Raw genomic sequence first — 19,744 nt, 5'->3', positions numbered from 1 at the left:
CTTAGTATCCTTTCATATTGACCGTTACTCGTTTTCTAAACACATAGTAAGCCCAAGCTGTGTAGGCTAAAACAAATGGTAACAACGTAAACGACATGTACGTCATGATTTTCAATGTATAAGGTGAAGATGATGCTGTTTTAATCAACAAGTCATAATCACTACTAATTGAACTAACCATTACGCGTGGGAATAATCCCGTAAATAATAACGCAACTAAAGCAATCATTGTAAATCCACTTGCTAAAAAGGCAAGTAGTTCTTTTTCTTTAAAGACTGAGATATTTGCAATAACTGTTAACACTACGATTACAAGAGTCAAACCTAATGTTGTTGCAAAATGTTTTTCATAAAAATCAGTTTGGAAATACATTAAAACAGCAAATGCTACCAATCCAACGTAAAGGACAGCGTATAATGCTTTGGCATAGTTACGCGCACGTTCACGTACAGGACCTTCTGTTTTCAATGAAATATAATTTAATCCATGTAAGTAAGAAAGTAACGTTAAAGCTACTCCTCCTACGACTGAGAAGACGTTAATGTAATCTGTGAATGTCGCAGAAAGATTTCCACTAGCATCAATTGGCATTCCTTGAATCATACTAATAAATAAGATTCCAAAGAAAAATGGTACGATCGTACTTCCGATTGTCAGTGTCCAGTTCCAAAAGTTTTTATTTTTTTCTGGAACTTTATGACGGAATTCAAATGACACCCCACGGATAATTAATCCAAATAAAATAATAAATAAAATTAAGTAATATCCACTAAATAATGAAGCATACCAATATGGGAACGATGCAAACATCGCGCCACCAGCTGTTAATAACCATACTTCATTTCCATCCCAAACAGGTCCGATCGTATTGATGACTTGATCTTGCTCTTCATCGTTATGTGCTAACGTTTGAACAGCCATCCCAACACCAAAGTCAAATCCTTCTAGGAAAAAGAAACCTGAAAATAATACACCAATCAATGTAAACCAAACTAACTGTAATGTTGACATTAGAATGCACCTCCATCAAATGGATCAATGGCTGGTTTTGCATCTGCTGCATGTTGATGATCCACATATTCAGGACCTTTTTTCAATTCGCGAATAACTAAGTACACCATTGTTGCACCAAGTCCTGCAAATAATAAGAAGTATACTGTATTTGAGAACATCAAGGAAGCCACAGATACATTAGGTGATACACTTTGTTCAATTGTAAATAGTCCATAAACGGTCCAAGGATAACGACCTAATTCGGTTACTAACCAACCTGAAGTATTGGCTAAGAAAGGTGCAAATGTCATTAATCCTAGAACCCATAGCAACCATTTTTTCTCGTACAATACCGGTTTTTTCTTACGTGTTAAGAACAAGCCTAGAGCAGAGACCACAAACATCAAAGCACCAAAACCTGCCATGATACGGAATGTCCAAAATAGTGTGTTTACTGGAGGATAGTAGTTACGATCCCCATATTCTGCTACTAATTTTTTGTTAATTTCGTTCATTCCTTCTACCGAACCAGAAAGTTTATGATAAGAAAGAATACTTAGCATATAAGGAACTTCGATTCCAAATACACGTTCTTTTTTCGCTTCATTTGCCCAAGCGATCAATGTCCATGATGCTGGATCACCCGAAGTTTCATATAATCCTTCAGTTGCGGCAAATTTCATTGGTTGATCTTCAACTAGAGCTTTCATTTGGAAGTCTCCAGCTGCTAAAACAGAAATCGAACCCACTAGTGATACGACTAAACCAACACGTAATGATTTTTTATAAATCTTCTCAGATACAGCGGATAAGTCTTTTTTCTTTAAAATTCTAAATGCTGAAAGTCCTGCTACTACGATACCACCGGTTAAGATCGCTGCGGCAATAACGTGAGAAAATTCATACCATAATTGTGGATTTTTCAATAGTGCACTAAAATCTGTCATGACCGCACGTCCATTTTCAATTTGGTATCCTTTTGGATGCTGCATAAACGCATTTGCCACGATAATCCAAAAAGCTGACATTAATGAGCCAAAACCAACTAACCAGATAAATAAAGCATGTACTCCCGGTTTTACTCGGTCCCATGTAAACATCCATAATCCTAAGAATGTTGATTCCAAGAAAAAGGCAAGCAATGCTTCAACTGCAAGTGGTGCACCAAAAATATCTCCAACAAAACGTGAGTAGTCAGACCAGTTCATTCCAAATTGAAACTCTTGAATGATCCCAGTTACAACTCCTACCGCGAAACTAAGCAACATGATTTGAGCCCAAAATTTTGCCATTTTTTTATAGGTTTCATCTTTTGTTCGCACATAAAGTGTTTCCATAATTGCAACAATAAACACAGTACCAATAGATAGTGGTACAAAGAAAAAGTGAAAAATTGTCGTCATGGCAAATTGGATTCGAGCCAATGTAACGATATCCATTTCTATTCCTCCAATTCATTTTTTGTACGATGTGTACAGTATAATTCCTAGATACTCCCAAACAACTAATTTGTTCCACAAGTGGTCTTTTTCACGAACTAATCTGTGAAAAACTACACCAAACAAAAACAGATGGATCGAGCATTATCCACTATCAATATTAGGGAAATTCTCGATTATTGCAACCGATTCGTTCAAAATAAACCGTTTTCCACATAAATTTCTCATAAATCATAAATTTATTCTTACCTATATATAGATTAAAACTTCGTTGATTAATCGTCTTCGATTACTAAATAGGTTACGCTTAGTGGACCATGGACTCCTTCTACCAATACCATCTCGATGTCACCAGAATTTGACGGTCCTGAAATAAAATGAATCGCTGATCCAATCGCTTCACCATGCGCAATTTTTTTCGCATAAATATCTGTAACTTTCGTCATACGACTAACTAAACAACTTTTAGGGACAATCGCAATATAATGTTTAGGGAGAAAGTGAATAGATCGGCCTTGTCCTGGACTGGTTTCCACAACAACAGTACCAGACTCAGCTAATAGATATTCACCAAAAACAATCCCAATATTGGCTTGCTGTGCATTCACTATATTTATATCACGTTGATCTGCACCTTTTTGCCAAATTTTTGCGTTTTCATCCTTTAAAAAATCTTGCAATTCATATTTAATAAAACGAGGATCATCAGAATATAATAGCGATCCACCTTGATAGCGTTCAATTTGATCTGTCAGTGCTTGAGCTAAATATTTTTTTGGTGTAGAAACTACATGGCAATGCAACGTTTCACATTGTGCTAAAAAAACATCGAACAACGCTGCTTGATCTAAGTGATCTAAAGTTTCATGTGGCAAGTCATTACGATAAGTCAACGGCTGGACGGAGTGTCTCGTATAGTCTAAACGTTCCGCTAAGTGATTTAAAAATTTTTCTTTCTTGGCTTTTTTAGCGTTTATGTCCATTAGTTGCCACTCCTTTTTGTGCTTGGTGTTCTTTAAACCATTTTCTAAAATTATCTTTGCTCTTTGGTGGACGAGGAAAATCGCGATAAGTCGTCCAATTTTTTGCCATAGCTGGTGCCTTATCTAGATAACCACCAAATTGATACAGATTTTTTACGCTTGGTTCTGTTTTTTTCGCTAATACGCCGGCACCTAGATGATCAACTTTTTGTACCATATTAAATACAATCGGTGAAGCTGTTACACGACCAATCATCTTCATCGTCGCATCATCCATCCCATGTTGCATATTTAGTTCATTGGTCATGACCGTCCGATGTTCAATCAACAGTTGGTGTAATGGGATTTTTACTGGACAAGTATCTGTACAAGCACCACACAGACTAGACGCGTAAGGCAATTCACCAAACTCCTCATAACCACCTAAGATCGGTGATAACACAGCACCCATTGGCCCTGGATAAATCGATCCATAGCCATGTCCTCCAATATGTCGATAAACTGGGCAAACATTTAAACAAGCACCACAACGAATACATTGCAACATTTCTTGAAATTGCGTACCTAAAGCTTTTGAGCGGCCGTTGTCGACAATGATCACATAAAAATCTTCAGGTCCATCTGCCTCTTCAGCTTTTTTTCGTCCCGCAAAGGTCACATAACTCGTCAATTTTTGACCCACAGCACTACGACAAAGAAGATTGTCCAGCACATCCGCTTCTTTCAAAGTCGGTACAATGCGTTCCATTCCCATTAATACAATTTGCGTTTTTGGAATACTAATCGCTAAATCGGCATTTCCTTCATTGGTTACCAAATTGATCATACCACTATCAGCAATCGCAAAATTACAACCGGATATCCCTAAATCAGCTTTCAAAAATCGATCACGTAGAACTTCACGCGCAAACTTTGCGAGCATTTCTGGATCATCGCTTCCTACATACCCTAGCTTTTCGAAAATCATTTTAACTTGTTGTCGATTTTTATGAACGGCCGGAAAGACAATATGAGAGGGCTCATCCCAGTTATCCATTTGTAAAATAAATTCTGCTAAATCCGTTTCAACAACATCGACACCTTCCATCGCTTCAAACATTGGATCCAATCCAACTTCAGTCGTCACCATCGATTTTGATTTCACAATATTATGAATCTTTTTTTCTTCTACGATTTGACGTACATATTCTTGTGCTTGTGCTTCGGTTTGAGCAAACAGAACCGTTCCACCATTTTTTTCAACGTTATCGCTAAATTGTTCTAAATAGTCAGGTAAATAGGCTAAAGTATGTTGACGAATCTGTTGGCCTAATTCACGCCATTGTTCCCAATTCCCTAATTGATCACGTGCTGCTTCTCGTTTGATCCATTGTGCATCTTGTGCTTTTTTTAGCGCGGCTTGCATCTGTTCGTCTTGAATATTTTCCTCACAACGCTCATCGAAAGTTTTTGAACTTGTCTTTAATCCCATTTTCGCTTCCCCCTACACTTGAACCAAATTAGGCTGTGTGATTCTTGATTCATCAACCTCATGATTGAGTACTTCTGCAATGTGCATAATCGTAATTGGATGTCCTTCACGATTTAGTTTGCCTCCAATATTCATAAGACAAGCCATATCGGCACTAATCAGCACTTCAGCCTCGGTTGCGAGTACATCTTGAACTTTTTCCGTTACCATCGCGTTAGAGATAATCGGTTCTTTGACCGAAAATGTCCCGCCAAATCCACAACAATTTTCTAAATGAGGCAGTTCTACGTACTCTAACCCTTTGACATAGTTCATTAAAGCGAAAGGAGATTCTTTTTCTCCAAGTAAGCGTGTCATGTGACAAGATCGATGATAGGTCACTTTAGCATTTAACGTAGCGCCTAAATCTCGCATCCCTAACACATGATATAAAAATTGTGTAAACTCATACGTCTTATCATGCAATTTGACCGCTTCTTCATAGTATTCCGGATCATCTTTGAAAAACGTTGCATATTCACGCATCGAGGCCGTACAACTCCCAGCAGCTCCTACCACATAATCAGCGTCTTTAAAGGCATTTAATTGGTTGATCAATACTTTTCGTGATTCTTCTTTGTAGCCGCTATTTAAGGTTGGTTGGCCACAACACACTTGCGACTCTGGATAAAGCACTTCGACTCCTAAACGTTCTAATACCTCAACGATTGCAATCGATACATTTGGAAATAAAGCATCTACTACACAGCTCGTGAACAAACTGACTTTCATCACCGTCATCTCCTACACTAGAATAATTCCATTATACTCCCTTTTTTCACAAAAAACAAAAGTTAAATATTTTTTTCACAAATAAACACAACGTAAAAAAAATCCTAAAAAAACAGACAAAGAATCACTCTCTGTCCGCTTTAATGGATATTTATTTCTTTTATTTTTAGATTATTTCATTGAAAAATTTAAAAATGTAATGATTCTAAACTGATTCATTTTCACATAGTAAAAAGGAATGATTAACGAATTGTTTTTAGTGCTTTAGCCCATGTAATCAATTCTTCAAACATGTCTAAAACACCTTGTGCCATATGTTCACCTGGTTTAAATTCAGAGAAGTTTTCAAAATCTGTAAATAGATTAAAAGCAGGATTTGTTCTGACACCTGCCACTTTTTGTTCTGCTAAGACTAAACGTAATTGTTCCGCTGCACGAATTCCACCACCTGAACCGTAGCTGACGATTCCAGCAGCTTTATTGAACCATTCTTCACGCGCACTATCGATTGCATTTTTTAATGCTCCACTCATACCATGATTATATTCTTGAGTAATAAAGATGTAGCCATCCAGTGAATCGATTTTTTCATTCCAAGCTTGATTCGGTGTACCTGTTCCCAAAAATGGTAAGTTGTAATCTAAGATATCAATGATTTCAAATTCATGACCTTCTTGTGTTGCTGCCAAATTTTTTACATATTCTCCTACTTGTGGACTCACACGTCCTTCACGAGTACTTCCTAAAATGATTCCAAATTTCATAATGCTTTCCTACTTTCTTTTTGTAAGTGATTTGATACACTTATCATAACACTTACAAAAAATAAGTAAAGAGATATGCTTACTTTTAGTAACAAAAAAAGACTCCCACGACACGAGAGTCTTTTTAATTATTCAATTAAAAAAATAGCGCATCTTGATCAGTTAAGGCATAAAAAGGCTGATGTTCATACGTATTTAAAATTTCTGCAGCTGCTTGACCCAAATACTCACTTTCTACGTGTGGAATAATCGGACGGTCTACAAGACCTAATCCCTTAGTAACTTTCGATTCAACGACACGATCATCATCCATTACATGAATATAAGAAATATCAGGTGTCATGATCACAGCGCCTGCAGATTCTCCAATAAGATAATTTCCCTTTGCTAAATAATCGGTCATTAATCGATCAAAACCTGAATTGTAGACAGCTTGCAACAAATAAAAAGTATTCCCCCCACTAATATATAAAATATCCACTGTTGATAGGAGATCTTTAAGTTCGCAAAATTCAACTTGATCAAGATTGATCGTGAGGACATGCTTAGCTCGTTCTTTTAAAAATTGGTAGGCTTCTAGCACATAACTGTCATACTCCTCTACAACACTGGCTGTTGGAATAAATCCTATACGCTTATCACTCAAAGAAACCTCTTTAGTAAATAAGGACTCGCTTCCTAAAAAGGAGGAACATAAAAATTTAGTTTTCATGTTGTTCTCCCTTTTCTTGTTTCAAGACCAACGTCATTCCAAATAGTAATAAAACAATCGAAATGGCAATAACGACCAATCCAAAGACTTGATCGTGATAGGTCAATAAAAGTCGAATCAAAGCGGTCAAACCTAGTGTCAATAAAAAGCTCAATGAAACATGACCTTGATTTTTAATTGAAGTAATAATCAGTGTCAAAAATTCAAAAAATAAGAAAAAAGATAGAATACTTTCCAAAGCGTCGTAATAAATTGTATTTGTATCGATTGCTAAGGCAAACGTAAACAAATGATAGACTTCTTTGAACAAGAAAAAAGTAATGATAATTCCAACCAATACTAATGCGATCGAACTTAATGCCATCAAAAAAGCCAGAATTTTTTTTTCAATTTGTAACAACCATTGTCCCATAACTATATCCTCCTATACTGTTTCTTCTTCTGTATGGCTTTGATAATTCGGATCATACTTATCGGTTTCAATGTAGATATATAAAGTCTTATCTGGAAATTCTGCACGAATGTCCGCTTCAATCTCATTAATGATTGCGTATCCTTGATCTTCCTTGGTATCTAATAAATCAACTTTCGCAGCGATCATAACTTCATCAGGTCCCATATGGATCGTTTTGATATCAATCAAGCGTTCGATATCTTTGCGTTTAAACTCATTGACGATGATCTTTAGATCACTAGCTGTTACACTTTCACCGATGATCAAACTATAAAACTCTTTTGCTAAAAATATGGCTGCACCAGTTAATAATAATCCGATAAATAGACCACTTAATGCATCATAAAAAGGATTCCCTGTAACCATTGCTAAAACTGTTCCGACAACTGCTAAAAATAATCCGATCACTGCACAAAAATCTTCAGTAAAAATAATTAAAATCTCGCTATGTCGACTTTCGCGTAAAAATTTAGGAATTGATAATTTTTCCGTATTTAGTTCACGAATTTCTTTCATTGCGACACGTAGTGAAGCACCTTCGACTACGATACCAAATGCTAAAATACCTAAAACGATCCATGGATTATTTACCTCATGGCTTGGATGCAATAATTTTTCAATAGCTTCCATGATTCCCAAGACACCACCACCAAAGAATAGCATCGTTGCGACAATCGTACTAAAAAAATACTTCGCTCGTGCTTCACCAAATTGATGTAAGTCACTGCGTCCCAGTTTTGAACGACGATCTCCAAATATCAATAAGATTTGATTGCTACAATCGACGACACTATGAATACTTTCATTTAGCATCGCTGCACTTCCACTCACAAAAAATCCAACAAATTTACTAATGGCTACTAAGATATTTGCAGCTAATGCGGCTAATACTGATCCCATTCCATTTTTCTGCTTTACTTCCAAACAGACTCACTCCTATTCTATTTATGTTTTCAGTATACTGGAATTCTAATTCTTTGCCTAATTTTGCTTACTTGAATGAAAAAAGCATTCGAATCATGACGATTCGAATACTTTTTAAAGTTCAGCTAAAGGGCGTAAATGCTTCTCAGAGATAGCTTGTACTTTTTTAACACGACGTTGGTATTTTTCTTCTTCTAAAAAGTCTGTTGTCATCCAAGTATGCACGATTTCTGCAGCAATCGCTGAACCAATGATTTTCCCACCTAAGCACAATACATTGCTATCTGTGTGTTCACGTGCTAGTTTTGCACAAAATGGATCTTGACAAACCACTGCATCGATTCCTAAAATTCGATTGGCGATCAATGCACTACCATATCCTACACCATCGACAAAAATTCCACGATCAAATTCACCCTTTGCAACTTCTAAAGCTGCTGGATAAATAAAATCAGAAAGATCGACTGCCTCTTCGCTATATGGACCAAAGTCATGAACCGTATGCCCCATTGCTTCTAGTTGTTTGATAATTTCTTTTTTTAATACCACTCCTGCGTGATCACTTGCTAAACTAATTTTCATGTTTTTCCTCCTAAATAAAAAACGAAGAGAACCTTTAAAAAAGATTTTCTTCGTATATGTTTTATTGTGCGATAAAACCAGTCACTGCAGCTAATAAACCAAAAATTACTCCAGGTAAGTTAGCAAGCACTACCGGCCAATCTTTTTGTGGTTTTCCATATCCATATACGACCCATAATGAACAGTTTACAGCGGCTGCCAAAGGTTGTAAATAGCCAGTCGGATTCCCCGTTAAATTTCCATAAATTTGAGGACCATATGAAACGTACATAATGATCGCGGTTACAGTTGCAATTTTCCCTAAATGGGCATGCCATTTTGCTTCTTCCATTTTACAAAACTCCTTAGGACATACTTTAATTTTACTTTTTATATAAAATTAAGCTTACACCAATTTTCCGAAAATTGTAAGTGCTCTCTCATGTTTTTTTCTATTATTTACTGAATTTTTCTTGATTCTTTATATTTCTGAAAACTATCATGAAACAAAAACGAATATTCAACTATTTTTCAATACATTCATACTCGCATTCTAAGACATTTTTTTGTACACTACAATTAAAAGGAGTGAACACGATGTATCGCTTTGATTATCAAACACCTATAGGAATATTATCACTTGTCAGAGAAGAAGAAAATTTAATTGGCGCTTGGTTTGAAGGGCAAGCACATTATTTTCAAAAAATAGATCCCACCGCTTGTCTAGTTGCGAAAGAAGACGATCCTTTATTCCAACCATTTATTTTATTTCTAGATGCTTATTTTGCACATGAACAACCGAATATCAAGGAAATACGGAAACGGTTAAAACCCACGGGCACAGCGTATCAGCAAGCGATTTGGCAAGTATTATTACAGATTCCATATGGTCAAACTATTTCTTATCTAGATGTCGCGACTCGTTACACTCAACCTACAAGTGCTCGTGCTGTTGGTGGAGCTGTGGGTAAGAATCCTCTATCGATTTTTATTCCCTGTCACCGAGTCATTGCGAAAAATGGAAAATTGACTGGATATGCGGGTGGGTTAGATCGAAAAACAGCTTTATTGCGTTTAGAGACGATTTAATTTCTACTTGTTTACAAATCTACTTGTTTACAAAATAGGTGAAAAAGAAAGCTCGTTCGAATCAGAACGAGCTTTCTTTATTGATCATATGCGTCTTTGGTGTCTTTTTCAAGTGCACAAGAGCTTGCGGTACGAGTTGATCTTGGATCTTTGTGAGAGGAATCCAAGCAAATTCTTCAGTTTGTGTTTGCTTGAATCGATTTTTTTCAGCCAATTCAACAGTATATACAAATAATAATTCATGATACGCTACTTTTTGCTCGAATAAATTCTCAATAACACCAAGATAGTCTATCGATATGCATGTCGTATCTAACTCTTCTTTTATTTCACGTGTTAATGCTTCAACAGTCGATTCACCAAATTTTACTCGCCCACCTGGTAACGTGATCGTTTGATCTTGATAGTGACAAACTAATAACTTGCCTTCTACTTCACACCAAGCTGCAACACGAATATTTAGTTTCCCTTCTGCTAAAGCAACGCTTAAATCAGACATGAGTTCCCCAAATATCTTCTGCAATCGTTTGAAGATGCTGAATCTTATCCCATTGTTCTGCAATCGTTAAGCGATTTCCTTCTTCCGTTGAAGCAAAGCCACACTGAGGACTAATACTCAAGTAATCTAATGGGATGTATTGCGTTGCTTCTTGAACACGAGCTTTAATCTGTGCTGGATCTTCCAATTCAGGTGTTTTTGAGGTAACCAATCCCAAAACAACTTGACTATTTTTCCCAGATTCTTTCCAATAACGCAAAGGTTTAAAATCACCTGCTCGATCAGAATCGTATTCTAGAAAGAACCCATCGTAATCTGTTGCAAATAATTCTTTCGCTATCGGCTCGTATCCTCCAGAAAACAACCAAGAAGACGCATGATTCCCACGGCAAATATGTGTTGTGATCACCATATCATCAGGTTTTACTGATAATGCATCATTAATGATCTTTGTACAAATCGCAGCAATATATTCTGGATCAATACCTTTTTCTTCAATTTCTTCACGTTTTGTCGCATCTGCTAAAAAGGCCCAATTGGTGTCATCAAATTGAAGATAGCGGCATCCTGCGTCATAAAAAGCTAGGATCGCTTTTTTATAAGCATCTGCTAAATCACGATAAAATTCATTGATATCAGGATAAATTTCTGCTAATTTTGATGATCCATCATTGGCTAACAATTCTTGTCGAAGTAACATTGTTGGACTTGGAATCGTAGCTTTTGTTTGAACATCTTCGTATTGATCCACAACGTGCTTTAATTGTCGAAAATCTTCGATAAACGGATGCGTGTCAGAAAAATCTACCTGACCGACTAACCGCACGTTATACGCTGGTGCTGCTTTTCCGCTAAATACTTGATTGTATTGTTCAGGAACATATCCTTCTACACCATCTAAGTTTTCTAGAAAATCCAAATGCCACCAACCACGACGGAATTCACCATCCGTAATGCCTTTAAGACCTGATTTCACTTGTTCTAAAACAAGCGCTTCTATTTCTTCAGACTCGATTGCTTTTCTTTCTGATAATGAAATTTGTCCATCTTTTTCTTCTGCTTTTGCTGTTTTCAAACGATCTGTTCTCAAAAAACTACCAACATGATCTACTCGATAAGGTGCTTGCTGTTTTCCCATTTTCACCATTCCTTTTCCTTTTTAACTAAATAAAAAACGTCCTTTGTCAACAGACAAAGGACGTTTGAATACGTGGTACCACCTTAATTTGGGAACTATCTCCCCTCAAATTTTCCGTAACGTGGAAACTTCCGCAAGATCACTCTCGTCCTCCAAGACCATCTTCTGCATTATACTCGGATTTTTTACACCAACCAAAATCTCTCTACTAACCATATAATACATACTCTTCTTTTCATCGGATCTAGATGTTTTTGCTATCATACCATGAAGAAAAAAATTGTCAACTATTCAAAAGGATATACCATTCCCCATTGTGTTCGAATACTGGTCAAGGTCGACATCACATCACGAATCAACTGTAAATTTTGTTCTCCAGATTGCGTCGTAATATAGTCTTCCATATCTAAGATCTCATACTCCAAAGCACGTGTGGTCTCCCCTTCAATAATCGTCACCGTTTCACCTGTTTCAGTATACGTAATGGTTGCTTCTTGAGCACGAGGATAATTATTGACTTCGATAAATCCTTTTTCACATGCAACGACACCTCTCTTTGGTTGTTTTGCACGCATAGTCAATGCCATAACCGACATTTCACCATCTTGATTTTTTAATAAAATACCTGAAGTTTCATCCACTCCGGTTTCAAAAAAGCTTCCAGTAGTTAAGACGACATTTGGTTGACTAGACATAAAATAACGTGCAAATGACGTTGCATATACACCAATATCTAATAATGCTCCACCAGCTAATTCTTTAGAAAAAAAGCGATTATTGACATCATATTCCTTGCAACTACCAAAATTTACTTGAACCATTTTGACTGGACCTAATTCTCCACTCGATACGATTTGTCGCAGTTTTTTATAAAGAGGCATATGAAATAGCGTCACACCATCAGAGATCGTTAAATTTCGTTCTTTTGCTAATGCCACACATTCTTCTAGTTGACGATCATTTACTGTAATCGCTTTTTCGCAAAAGACATGCTTATTTTGTAATAGTGCGGCTTTAATTTGTTCGTAGTGAAGATTATGTGGTGTTGCGATGTATACGACATCGATTGCCTCATCCTGTAACAAGTCCGTTACGCTTTGATATACGTGTTCTACTTGATATGTTTTTGCAAAAGATTCTGCTCGCTCAAAGCGTGCACTCGTGACTCCATAAATTTTGCGATCAAGTGCCTGAAATGCTTCTGCCATCTCTCTTGCAATAACACCAGTCCCAATAATTCCCCAATTATACATGTTTTCTTCCTCCTGTTAATTCATAGTCTGACGCTTTAGTCACGACAATCGCACGAGTCGCAATATTGTAAAATAATGACGTATCTACAATTCCAGGTAGCATCAATAAGTAAGTATTCCACTCTTTTAATGAGTGTTTATCATTTGGGGTAAATTCTACTAAAATGGTCCCTCGACTCGTAAAGGTATACGCATCGCTCGTTTGGCTCATACGAGGTGTCACATCACCTTTTGCACTTAAATTTGACAATACTGAAGTCAACGCTTCACGGACGACTTCAAGTGTGATGGGTACACGAAAACTCAACGTAGACGATACTTTACTTTCATCTACTAAGACAATATATTCTTTAGCCATTTTAGCAATGATCTTTTCTTCAGTATGGATTCCACCCATAGATTTTAGAACTTGGAGATCTTGGTCAACTTCATCACACCCATCAAATGCTAAATCGATCGTCGCAACAAAGGATGGATCTAGTACCGTCAAACCTGCTTCTAAACAGTGTTGCTTTGTTTTTTCAGAAGGTGTCACGATTTGAATATCTAATTGAGCTTCTTTGATCATGTCGACCAAAAATCCAATCGTACTTCCTCCACCTAGTCCGATAACCATATGTGGATGGATTTTCTTAAACGCTATCGCCGCACATCTCTTTTTCATCTTGATACCCCTTTATGAAATTTAATTTTACAAAATAATTAAATATGAAATTTACTTTCTTAAGTATACTCAGACTGCACTGATTTCGTCAAGCACAAAAAAGAAGATACCCTCGAGATATCTTCTTTTTAAATTTTATGATCTGAAATCAACTGCTCGTGTCGTTTAATAAATTCTAAACGTTCAGGTTCTTCAAAGGCTAACAATAGGAATAACGTCTCTGTTAACAACATTGCCGACACACGAGAAAAATAATAATCTTTTTGAAATAGTCGTTCTCTTGTAGCCGTCGTCAAATGAATCGTTGCTAACTTTGCCAAAGGGGACTGTTGGTTATTTGTCATCGCGATGACTGTAAGTTGTTGTGTACGACACCACTCGATCGCTTTGATCAAATCTTTCGTTTCTCCTGAATTTGAAATCACAATGACCAAGTCTTCTGTAGTAAATGTCAGTAACGAAGCTAAAGCTGTATCCCAAATCTCGTAGGCACTTGATGCAATCCCGATTTGGTTAAACCGGTAAGCTGCATCCATCGCAACTGGAATCGTATTGCCATAGGCTAAAAAAATAACCCGCTTCGCTTTGACGATCTGGTCTAATGACTCTTGTAGTACGTCTTCGTCTAATTGCATCAATGTCTGTTCGATTTCTTTGATTTTATTTTGTTGAATATGCGCGATACGCTGACCTAAACGTGACTGTTCTGGATGATCATCTAATTTGGGAATCGTTACTTGTGCCAATTCGATTTTCAATGCATGAAACCCTACTACTTCGATTTTCCGACAAAACCGGCTGATCGATGCCTCACTTACTTCGCTTTGCGAAGCCAGATCAGCGATCGTCATATTAGGGATTTCTTGTGGATGTGACAAAATGTAATCTGCTACTTTTTTTTCAGTTATCGAAAATGTGGTATACATCGCATGTAATTTATCAAGAATATTCACGTACTTGCTCCTTTTTCCATCATTTTCTTATTGTAGCATATTCAATTAATGAGCGAGCATTTCTTGTGCGATTTGTGTAGCGGATAAATCAGCAGGATAATACGTTGGCCAATGATCCATTTCCGTTAATAAGGCTTGCTGACTCTCACCACCAAAGTAGATATGAAAATGAACAGCTGCTTCATCCTTGATTCCATGATCGCTAAATTGTACATAACGATAATTTCCAGCATTTGGATCGTTTGTCTCAAATAAATAACGAACGCCTTTATTTCCTTTGGCATAGGTTAAAATTTCTTTACCTGCATAAGTATACGTATACGTTTTGGTGCCAGCTGGATCGCTAAAACTGATTGTATCATCTGTGATTTTGATCTGATCCACATCTGTTTTATATCCTGTTTCATAATAGGCTTTATATTCCGCTTCCGTTTTCTCTGGATTCAACTTTGCTTTATATGCAAAAACTTGATCTAACGTGCCATCTTGTAGATAAGGATAGACCGATTGCCAATTTCCTGCATAATTGGCTAACGTTCGATCTTCGACTTGACTATCTTCAAAGTAGCCATTTGCGACAGTTTTTTCAGTTTGCGTTGCTGTTTCAGTAGTTACTTCTTTACTAGCGGATTGTGTCGTTTTTTCTAATGCTTTAAGATTTTCTTCCATCACCGAAATATACGTTTCACCAGCTTTTAATTGTTGATTTGTTAAACTTTCTAATGGATTTAAGACTAATAAATCCACTCCGGTTTCATTCGCTAACGTTTTAGCTACTTTGTCACTGGCATTTTCTTCAAAATAAATATACTGGATATCATTGTCTTTTACATACGTTTTCAATTCAGCTAAGCGTTTAGGACTTGGTTCGATATCTGGTGACAGACCAGCGATCGGGACTTGGGTCAATCCATATTCTAACGCTAGATAACCAAATGCCGCATGTTGTGTGACGAAACTTTTTTGGGGCGCATTCGTTAAACTCTTTTGGTACAGTTGATCCAATGCATTTAGTTTTTCTAAATAGGCTTCACTATTGGTTTTAAATACTTTTGCCTTATCTGGATAAGCTTTAGCAAGTTGTTGTTCGATCGACTCGACTTCTTTTTTCGCTAAACTTGGCGCTAACCACGTATGCGGATCAAGTTCATGATGATGGCCTTCTTCTCCATGATCGTGGTCCTCTTCTTCTGATCCTGGTAGTAACAACATTCCCTTAGTTCCTTCAATAACGTTGACCTGATCATCCTCTAGTGTTTTTTGGACTTTTTCGACCCAGCCTTCCATATTCGGATTATGATATACAAATACATCTGCTGATTGGATCTTTGCCATATCTTTAGCGCTCGGTTCATAGTCATGTGGTTCCGAACCTGCTGGAACTAGTAATTCGACTTTCGCTTCATCGCCAACGATTTCTTTGGTGAATTCATACATCGGATAAAAAGTTGTCACGATCGACAACTGGTCTTCTTTCGTTTCAGCAGTACCATTTGAACTGCAAGCCGCAAGTAGACCCAAACTAGCTATTCCCAATACCCCTAAACTCAATTTTAATTTCTTTTTCTTCACGTTCTAAATCCCCTTTTGCTTTCGTTTTGCAGCTTGAATCAATTTTAATGCCCGTTTTTTCGTTTTGATATTTGGACTTTTTAAACGACGATAGGCACTTGATAAATCAGTTTTTTCCATTTTTTCTCCCTTAATAGCTAATTTATTTTACTTCTTGAAATACAACTCGCTTACGTAATTTTGGTGAATATTTTTTTAACATTAATTTTTCTGGTGTATTACGCTTATTTTTACTTGTTAAATACAAACGTTCTTTTGTCTCCTTGCATTCTAAAATAATCGTTTGACGCATCTTATATTCCTCCTCTTTCATCAAAATACATCATGAGTTGTTGTTTTTGATCGTAGGGCAACTTACAAATCACTTGCTGGATTTTTTGTTTGTCTCGAATAGCCATTTCCCAAAAACCCTCAATTTTTTTAAACTCGATTTCAGACCATAATCTAAAAATGGGATATAGATCTAAAAATTTTTCGAACGATAAATCGACCGCTTCATAAAAATCTTTTACCCAACCTTTTTTTAATGCTTCTTTGGTCGGTGCGCCAGTTTCATCAATAATATTTTGTGCGACAAGTTTTTGATAGAGCAACGATTTAGGTTTTTTTTCTTGAAAATAAGAATAGCTATCTTCTACTAATGGTGGATAAATAATCTTCATCGTACAGCTGCCTTTCTTACTTTTACTTCGGCTCTTGAAATGTGATGTGCGCGTTTATACTCTCCACTTACTTGATCATATGAAATTGTAGGTGCTAAAAGGTTATGGTGTGTACGACGTTTATTCTTTTTTGATTTAGATGTTTTACGTGCTGGAACAGCCATCTGTTTTCCTCCTTACCAACTGGCTTTTTTGACGCCAGGAATTTTTCCTTCTAGAGCGAATTGACGAAATGTTACACGAGATAGACCAAATTTACGCATATAGCCTCGTGGTCTCCCATCAAGTCGATCTCGATTACGTAATCGTACTGGACTCGCATTTTTTGGCAAAGCAGCTAACCCTTGATAATCTTTTGCTGCTTTGAGTGCTTCACGACGTTCACGATATCGTTCAATTTGTATTTGCTGTTTTTGTGCTTTGACAAGTTTAGATTTTTTTGCCATCTATTTTCCTTCTTCCTATTTGAAGATCTTAAACCGTAATGAATACGATTTGAACGAAAGTAATTTAACAGAACTTCTATATCGTGTCAATCTTTTTCATAAAAAAAACGTCTCGTACTAAAAAGTACGAGACATTTTTTATGATGATTATGCTTGAGCAGCTAATTCTGCTGCTTTGATTTTTTCTTCTTTTAGTAATTTTCCATCGTAGAATTTCACAAATGGGAACCAAATGACAAAGGCTAAGATCGCACAAATGATCGCCACAAGTGCTGCCATCAAGTCACCACCAGTTCCGATGAAGGCACCTAAACCAACTGGAGAAGGCCATGGAACTTGTGCTACTAAAGGTTTGATAAATTCTGTTTTGATTGCAAAGTAACCAACTGATGCTGAAACCATTGGTGCTAAGAAGAATGGAATCGCTAAGTATGGGTTATACACAATCGGCATACCGAAGATGATCGGCTCATTGATGTTGAAGATCGCTGGTGCTAAAGAAGCACGACCTAAAATTTTCAATTGATCTGATTTAGCTAAGAAAGCAATAAAGAATGTCATTAATAATGTCGCTCCAGAACCACCCATGATTGCAAATGAGTTATTGAACTCACCAGCAAATGGAATATGTGCTCCAGCAGCATTTTCAGCCATATTTGCTAATAAAATTGGTGTTAAGAACGCACCGATGATATTGGCACCATGAATCCCTACAACCCATAATGCATGGATCAAGAAGATAATGACCATAACACCTAACCAACTATTTGTTAATCCAGTTACGAAGGCAAATGGGATCGCAATAATTTTATAAATATCTGTTCCTAAAGCAACTAATACACCGTTGATGATCAGTACAGCAAATGCAATAACAAAAGCTGGAATCAATGCTGTAAATGAGCGAGAAACTCCTAAGGGAACAGTTTCTGGCATTTTAACGACCCAGTTTTTGCGTACACATAGGAAATACAGTTGAGTAGCTAACACAGCCATAATAATTGCAGTAAAAATTCCTGATGTTCCTAAACGATCAACAGTAGCTCCCATACGAAATCCGTTGATTACATTTTCTGTTTCTGAAGTCACATTTACTAACTTCATCGCGCCGTCTTTCATCACTAATTCAGGTAATGTCATGAAGAATGCAAATACAGATAACATTGCACCGTTCAAAGCGTTTACATTTAATCCATTTTCTTCTGCTTCAATTTTCGTTAATTCATATCCGATAACAAAGTTAAAATAAAGTGCTAAAATCCCCATTGTTGCTGTATTGGCTACCATGTATAAGTCACTAACTTTGAAAAATGTGCTGTCAAACAATCCTTGTAGCCCGGTAAATGTTGTTGGTAAAATGTTAAATACTAAAAACATTGATCCTACGATCGTGAAAGGAATCGATGCCATACCAGCTGCCATTACTGCACGGACCAACTTAAACTGAGCAATTTTTCCCATCGGTTGCATTAGATATTTCTGTAAAATCGTAAACCCTTTGTTCATCTTCTTCTCTCCTTATCTTTTAACTAACTGTTTTTTCATATGCTTTCACTAATTTCAAGTGTTTATCTTGACCTAGACGAATTTTGTGTAATTTTCTTAACACGATTAAACTGATAAGCACGCCTAATAATAAAGTAATCGTCAAAATATTTTTTGTTTCTGAAGTATTCGTCAGGAAGGGGAAGAAACGATCATACATTGGTGTATAGACGAGTACTATCATCACACTGTTTACAATGCCTTGAAGGATATAAAATCCTTTAGCATAAGGTAACTGTTCGCTATGATTACGATATAATTTTACTTGTTCAATCGCAACGATTGCTGAACCGATAAATAATAGCAATGGAACAAGTGCCAATAACGGTTGACTAAATAGTAGAAATACAAACCAATACAGATTGAAAAATAAAAATAAAGCCGTTGTATAACGAATCAATAAAAATCGATTAAAATACATATTCGTAATGCTTGTTTTTTTTCTTCGTTCCTCAAGCTTTTTCATTTCTGCATTCATTGTATCCACTCCTCAGCTCATCATTAATTGGCTATTTTTTTTAATATTTGTTGGTTTTGTTGATATAAATAAGACATTTCTTCAGCCACTTCTTGTAAAGTCATCGTCGTCATTAAATGATCTTGTGCATGGACCATAATAATCTCCATATCGATTTTTGTGCCCCCTGCATACGCATGCAATAAGTCTGTTTGTGAATTATGGGCTTTTACTACTTCTTCTTTGGCTTCTTCAAGCTTAGCTGCAGATTGCTCAAAATCACCCTCACGCATTGCTTTAAATGCTTGATGAATATTTGTTCGTGCATTTCCACTATGCAAAATAATCGTAAAAGCGACTACTTGGATTTCTTCACTCGTCATTTGTTCACTCATG

Annotated in this window: 26 protein-coding genes and 1 other annotated feature; of the genes, 1 reads left to right on the top strand and 25 read right to left on the bottom strand. The window is 36.6% G+C overall.

Annotated features, from left to right (window positions below; translation table 11 throughout):
- Window position 1: 1 nt before the first annotated feature.
- The 11 genes from cydB to I573_RS04270 form a co-directional block, all read right to left on the bottom strand.
- Window positions 2–1,012, bottom strand: a complete 1,011-nt coding sequence (gene cydB / locus I573_RS04320; protein ID WP_016186160.1) for a cytochrome d ubiquinol oxidase subunit II — start codon at window positions 1,010–1,012, stop codon at window positions 2–4.
- Window positions 1,012–2,433 carry a cytochrome ubiquinol oxidase subunit I gene (locus tag I573_RS04315; RefSeq protein ID WP_016186161.1) on the bottom strand — a complete coding sequence of 474 codons (1,422 nt, stop codon included), beginning with the start codon at window positions 2,431–2,433 and terminating at the stop codon, window positions 1,012–1,014. Before I573_RS04315 ends, cydB begins: the two co-directional genes overlap by 1 nt.
- A gap of 275 nt (window positions 2,434–2,708) precedes the next feature.
- A complete protein-coding gene (locus I573_RS04310; protein WP_016186162.1) occupies window positions 2,709–3,416 on the bottom strand; it encodes a LutC/YkgG family protein in 708 nt (235 codons plus the stop codon).
- Window positions 3,400–4,887 (bottom strand): LutB/LldF family L-lactate oxidation iron-sulfur protein, encoded by a 1,488-nt coding sequence (locus I573_RS04305; protein ID WP_016186163.1) that lies wholly within the window; start codon window positions 4,885–4,887, stop codon window positions 3,400–3,402. The genes I573_RS04310 and I573_RS04305 overlap by 17 nt, the downstream gene beginning before the upstream one ends.
- Before the next feature lie 12 nt (window positions 4,888–4,899).
- Window positions 4,900–5,658 carry a (Fe-S)-binding protein gene (locus I573_RS04300; protein ID WP_016186164.1) on the bottom strand — a complete coding sequence of 253 codons (759 nt, stop codon included), beginning with the start codon at window positions 5,656–5,658 and terminating at the stop codon, window positions 4,900–4,902.
- A 242-nt stretch (window positions 5,659–5,900) separates the two neighbouring features.
- Complete coding sequence (locus tag I573_RS04295) at window positions 5,901–6,422, bottom strand: NADPH-dependent FMN reductase (RefSeq protein WP_016186165.1); 522 nt, start codon at window positions 6,420–6,422, stop codon at window positions 5,901–5,903.
- 136 nt (window positions 6,423–6,558) lie between these two features.
- On the bottom strand, window positions 6,559–7,134 hold the full coding sequence (locus I573_RS04290) for a Type 1 glutamine amidotransferase-like domain-containing protein (protein WP_016186166.1): 576 nt from the start codon (window positions 7,132–7,134) through the stop codon (window positions 6,559–6,561).
- Window positions 7,124–7,546 carry a phosphate-starvation-inducible PsiE family protein gene (locus I573_RS04285; protein ID WP_016186167.1) on the bottom strand — a complete coding sequence of 141 codons (423 nt, stop codon included), beginning with the start codon at window positions 7,544–7,546 and terminating at the stop codon, window positions 7,124–7,126. The genes I573_RS04290 and I573_RS04285 overlap by 11 nt, the downstream gene beginning before the upstream one ends.
- 12 nt (window positions 7,547–7,558) lie before the next feature.
- On the bottom strand, window positions 7,559–8,512 hold the full coding sequence (locus I573_RS04280; protein ID WP_016186168.1) for a cation diffusion facilitator family transporter: 954 nt from the start codon (window positions 8,510–8,512) through the stop codon (window positions 7,559–7,561).
- Window positions 8,513–8,626: 114 nt separating this feature from the next.
- Complete coding sequence (locus tag I573_RS04275) at window positions 8,627–9,094, bottom strand: RpiB/LacA/LacB family sugar-phosphate isomerase (RefSeq protein WP_016186169.1); 468 nt, start codon at window positions 9,092–9,094, stop codon at window positions 8,627–8,629.
- Window positions 9,095–9,155: 61 nt separating this feature from the next.
- A complete protein-coding gene (locus I573_RS04270) occupies window positions 9,156–9,425 on the bottom strand; it encodes a hypothetical protein (RefSeq protein WP_016186170.1) in 270 nt (89 codons plus the stop codon).
- Window positions 9,426–9,670: 245 nt separating this feature from the next.
- Here I573_RS04270 and I573_RS04265 point away from each other — a divergent pair, with 245 nt between their 5' ends.
- Window positions 9,671–10,162 (top strand): methylated-DNA--[protein]-cysteine S-methyltransferase, encoded by a 492-nt coding sequence (locus tag I573_RS04265; protein WP_016186171.1) that lies wholly within the window; start codon window positions 9,671–9,673, stop codon window positions 10,160–10,162.
- 61 nt (window positions 10,163–10,223) lie between these two features.
- On the opposite strand, the gene I573_RS04260 is transcribed toward I573_RS04265, so the two are convergent.
- The 14 genes from I573_RS04260 to I573_RS04200 form a co-directional block, all read right to left on the bottom strand.
- Window positions 10,224–10,661: an NUDIX hydrolase gene (locus tag I573_RS04260; RefSeq protein ID WP_016186172.1), complete on the bottom strand. Its 438-nt coding sequence runs from the start codon at window positions 10,659–10,661 to the stop codon at window positions 10,224–10,226.
- Window positions 10,654–11,799, bottom strand: a complete 1,146-nt coding sequence (locus tag I573_RS04255) for a 5-methyltetrahydropteroyltriglutamate--homocysteine S-methyltransferase (protein ID WP_016186173.1) — start codon at window positions 11,797–11,799, stop codon at window positions 10,654–10,656. The genes I573_RS04260 and I573_RS04255 overlap by 8 nt, the downstream gene beginning before the upstream one ends.
- Window positions 11,800–11,852: 53 nt before the next feature.
- Window positions 11,853–12,047, bottom strand: a binding site (T-box leader).
- A 39-nt stretch (window positions 12,048–12,086) separates the two neighbouring features.
- Window positions 12,087–13,052: a Gfo/Idh/MocA family protein gene (locus tag I573_RS04250; protein ID WP_016186174.1), complete on the bottom strand. Its 966-nt coding sequence runs from the start codon at window positions 13,050–13,052 to the stop codon at window positions 12,087–12,089.
- Window positions 13,045–13,716: a ribose 5-phosphate isomerase A gene (gene rpiA, locus I573_RS04245; RefSeq protein WP_016186175.1), complete on the bottom strand. Its 672-nt coding sequence runs from the start codon at window positions 13,714–13,716 to the stop codon at window positions 13,045–13,047. The genes I573_RS04250 and rpiA overlap by 8 nt, the downstream gene beginning before the upstream one ends.
- A 128-nt stretch (window positions 13,717–13,844) precedes the next feature.
- Entirely contained in the window at window positions 13,845–14,669 is an 825-nt protein-coding gene (locus I573_RS04240; RefSeq protein WP_016186176.1) for a MurR/RpiR family transcriptional regulator, read from the bottom strand.
- A 45-nt stretch (window positions 14,670–14,714) separates the two neighbouring features.
- Window positions 14,715–16,241 (bottom strand): metal ABC transporter solute-binding protein, Zn/Mn family, encoded by a 1,527-nt coding sequence (locus I573_RS04235; protein ID WP_016186177.1) that lies wholly within the window; start codon window positions 16,239–16,241, stop codon window positions 14,715–14,717.
- A gap of 3 nt (window positions 16,242–16,244) precedes the next feature.
- Window positions 16,245–16,361, bottom strand: a complete 117-nt coding sequence (locus tag I573_RS11450; RefSeq protein WP_016186178.1) for a putative metal homeostasis protein — start codon at window positions 16,359–16,361, stop codon at window positions 16,245–16,247.
- 22 nt (window positions 16,362–16,383) lie between these two features.
- On the bottom strand, window positions 16,384–16,533 hold the full coding sequence (rpmG, locus tag I573_RS04230) for a 50S ribosomal protein L33 (protein ID WP_016186179.1): 150 nt from the start codon (window positions 16,531–16,533) through the stop codon (window positions 16,384–16,386).
- Window position 16,534: 1 nt separating this feature from the next.
- The gene (locus I573_RS04225; RefSeq protein ID WP_016186180.1) at window positions 16,535–16,903 is read right to left on the bottom strand and encodes a hypothetical protein; all 369 of its coding nucleotides are present in this window, start codon (window positions 16,901–16,903) and stop codon (window positions 16,535–16,537) included.
- Entirely contained in the window at window positions 16,900–17,067 is a 168-nt protein-coding gene (gene rpmF / locus I573_RS04220) for a 50S ribosomal protein L32 (protein WP_016186181.1), read from the bottom strand. Before rpmF ends, I573_RS04225 begins: the two co-directional genes overlap by 4 nt.
- 12 nt (window positions 17,068–17,079) lie before the next feature.
- Window positions 17,080–17,349, bottom strand: coding sequence for a 30S ribosomal protein S14 (gene rpsN / locus I573_RS04215; protein WP_016186182.1), 270 nt, complete (start codon window positions 17,347–17,349; stop codon window positions 17,080–17,082).
- A 147-nt stretch (window positions 17,350–17,496) separates the two neighbouring features.
- Window positions 17,497–18,852 (bottom strand): PTS cellobiose transporter subunit IIC, encoded by a 1,356-nt coding sequence (gene celB, locus I573_RS04210; RefSeq protein ID WP_016186183.1) that lies wholly within the window; start codon window positions 18,850–18,852, stop codon window positions 17,497–17,499.
- Between the two features lie 19 nt (window positions 18,853–18,871).
- Entirely contained in the window at window positions 18,872–19,369 is a 498-nt protein-coding gene (locus I573_RS04205) for a hypothetical protein (protein WP_016186184.1), read from the bottom strand.
- A gap of 23 nt (window positions 19,370–19,392) precedes the next feature.
- On the bottom strand, window positions 19,393–19,743 hold the full coding sequence (locus I573_RS04200) for a PTS cellobiose transporter subunit IIA (protein WP_016186185.1): 351 nt from the start codon (window positions 19,741–19,743) through the stop codon (window positions 19,393–19,395).
- Window position 19,744 lies beyond the last annotated feature (1 nt).

It is taken from the genome of Enterococcus sulfureus ATCC 49903 (genome assembly GCF_000407605.1).
GTDB classification, from domain to species: domain Bacteria; phylum Bacillota; class Bacilli; order Lactobacillales; family Enterococcaceae; genus Enterococcus_G; species Enterococcus_G sulfureus.
This window is presented reverse-complemented; position numbering and strand designations above follow the sequence as displayed.

Excerpts from the sequence above, each read along its gene's own strand:
- cydB (WP_016186160.1), bottom strand. The coding sequence starts at position 1,012 with ATGTCAACATTACAGTTAGTTTGGTTTACATTGATTGGTGTATTATTT.
- I573_RS04315 (WP_016186161.1), bottom strand. The coding sequence starts at position 2,433 with ATGGATATCGTTACATTGGCTCGAATCCAATTTGCCATGACGACAATT.
- I573_RS04310 (WP_016186162.1), bottom strand. The coding sequence starts at position 3,416 with ATGGACATAAACGCTAAAAAAGCCAAGAAAGAAAAATTTTTAAATCAC.
- I573_RS04305 (WP_016186163.1), bottom strand. The coding sequence starts at position 4,887 with ATGGGATTAAAGACAAGTTCAAAAACTTTCGATGAGCGTTGTGAGGAA.
- I573_RS04300 (WP_016186164.1), bottom strand. The coding sequence starts at position 5,658 with ATGAAAGTCAGTTTGTTCACGAGCTGTGTAGTAGATGCTTTATTTCCA.
- I573_RS04295 (WP_016186165.1), bottom strand. The coding sequence starts at position 6,422 with ATGAAATTTGGAATCATTTTAGGAAGTACTCGTGAAGGACGTGTGAGT.
- I573_RS04290 (WP_016186166.1), bottom strand. The coding sequence starts at position 7,134 with ATGAAAACTAAATTTTTATGTTCCTCCTTTTTAGGAAGCGAGTCCTTA.
- I573_RS04285 (WP_016186167.1), bottom strand. The coding sequence starts at position 7,546 with ATGGGACAATGGTTGTTACAAATTGAAAAAAAAATTCTGGCTTTTTTG.
- I573_RS04275 (WP_016186169.1), bottom strand. The coding sequence starts at position 9,094 with ATGAAAATTAGTTTAGCAAGTGATCACGCAGGAGTGGTATTAAAAAAA.
- I573_RS04270 (WP_016186170.1), bottom strand. The coding sequence starts at position 9,425 with ATGGAAGAAGCAAAATGGCATGCCCATTTAGGGAAAATTGCAACTGTA.
- I573_RS04265 (WP_016186171.1), top strand. The coding sequence starts at position 9,671 with ATGTATCGCTTTGATTATCAAACACCTATAGGAATATTATCACTTGTC.
- I573_RS04260 (WP_016186172.1), bottom strand. The coding sequence starts at position 10,661 with ATGTCTGATTTAAGCGTTGCTTTAGCAGAAGGGAAACTAAATATTCGT.
- I573_RS04255 (WP_016186173.1), bottom strand. The coding sequence starts at position 11,799 with ATGGGAAAACAGCAAGCACCTTATCGAGTAGATCATGTTGGTAGTTTT.
- I573_RS04250 (WP_016186174.1), bottom strand. The coding sequence starts at position 13,052 with ATGTATAATTGGGGAATTATTGGGACTGGTGTTATTGCAAGAGAGATG.
- rpiA (WP_016186175.1), bottom strand. The coding sequence starts at position 13,716 with ATGAAAAAGAGATGTGCGGCGATAGCGTTTAAGAAAATCCATCCACAT.
- I573_RS11450 (WP_016186178.1), bottom strand. The coding sequence starts at position 16,361 with ATGGAAAAAACTGATTTATCAAGTGCCTATCGTCGTTTAAAAAGTCCA.
- rpmG (WP_016186179.1), bottom strand. The coding sequence starts at position 16,533 with ATGCGTCAAACGATTATTTTAGAATGCAAGGAGACAAAAGAACGTTTG.
- I573_RS04225 (WP_016186180.1), bottom strand. The coding sequence starts at position 16,903 with ATGAAGATTATTTATCCACCATTAGTAGAAGATAGCTATTCTTATTTT.
- rpmF (WP_016186181.1), bottom strand. The coding sequence starts at position 17,067 with ATGGCTGTTCCAGCACGTAAAACATCTAAATCAAAAAAGAATAAACGT.
- rpsN (WP_016186182.1), bottom strand. The coding sequence starts at position 17,349 with ATGGCAAAAAAATCTAAACTTGTCAAAGCACAAAAACAGCAAATACAA.
- celB (WP_016186183.1), bottom strand. The coding sequence starts at position 18,852 with ATGAACAAAGGGTTTACGATTTTACAGAAATATCTAATGCAACCGATG.
- I573_RS04205 (WP_016186184.1), bottom strand. The coding sequence starts at position 19,369 with ATGAATGCAGAAATGAAAAAGCTTGAGGAACGAAGAAAAAAAACAAGC.
- I573_RS04200 (WP_016186185.1), bottom strand. The coding sequence starts at position 19,743 with ATGAGTGAACAAATGACGAGTGAAGAAATCCAAGTAGTCGCTTTTACG.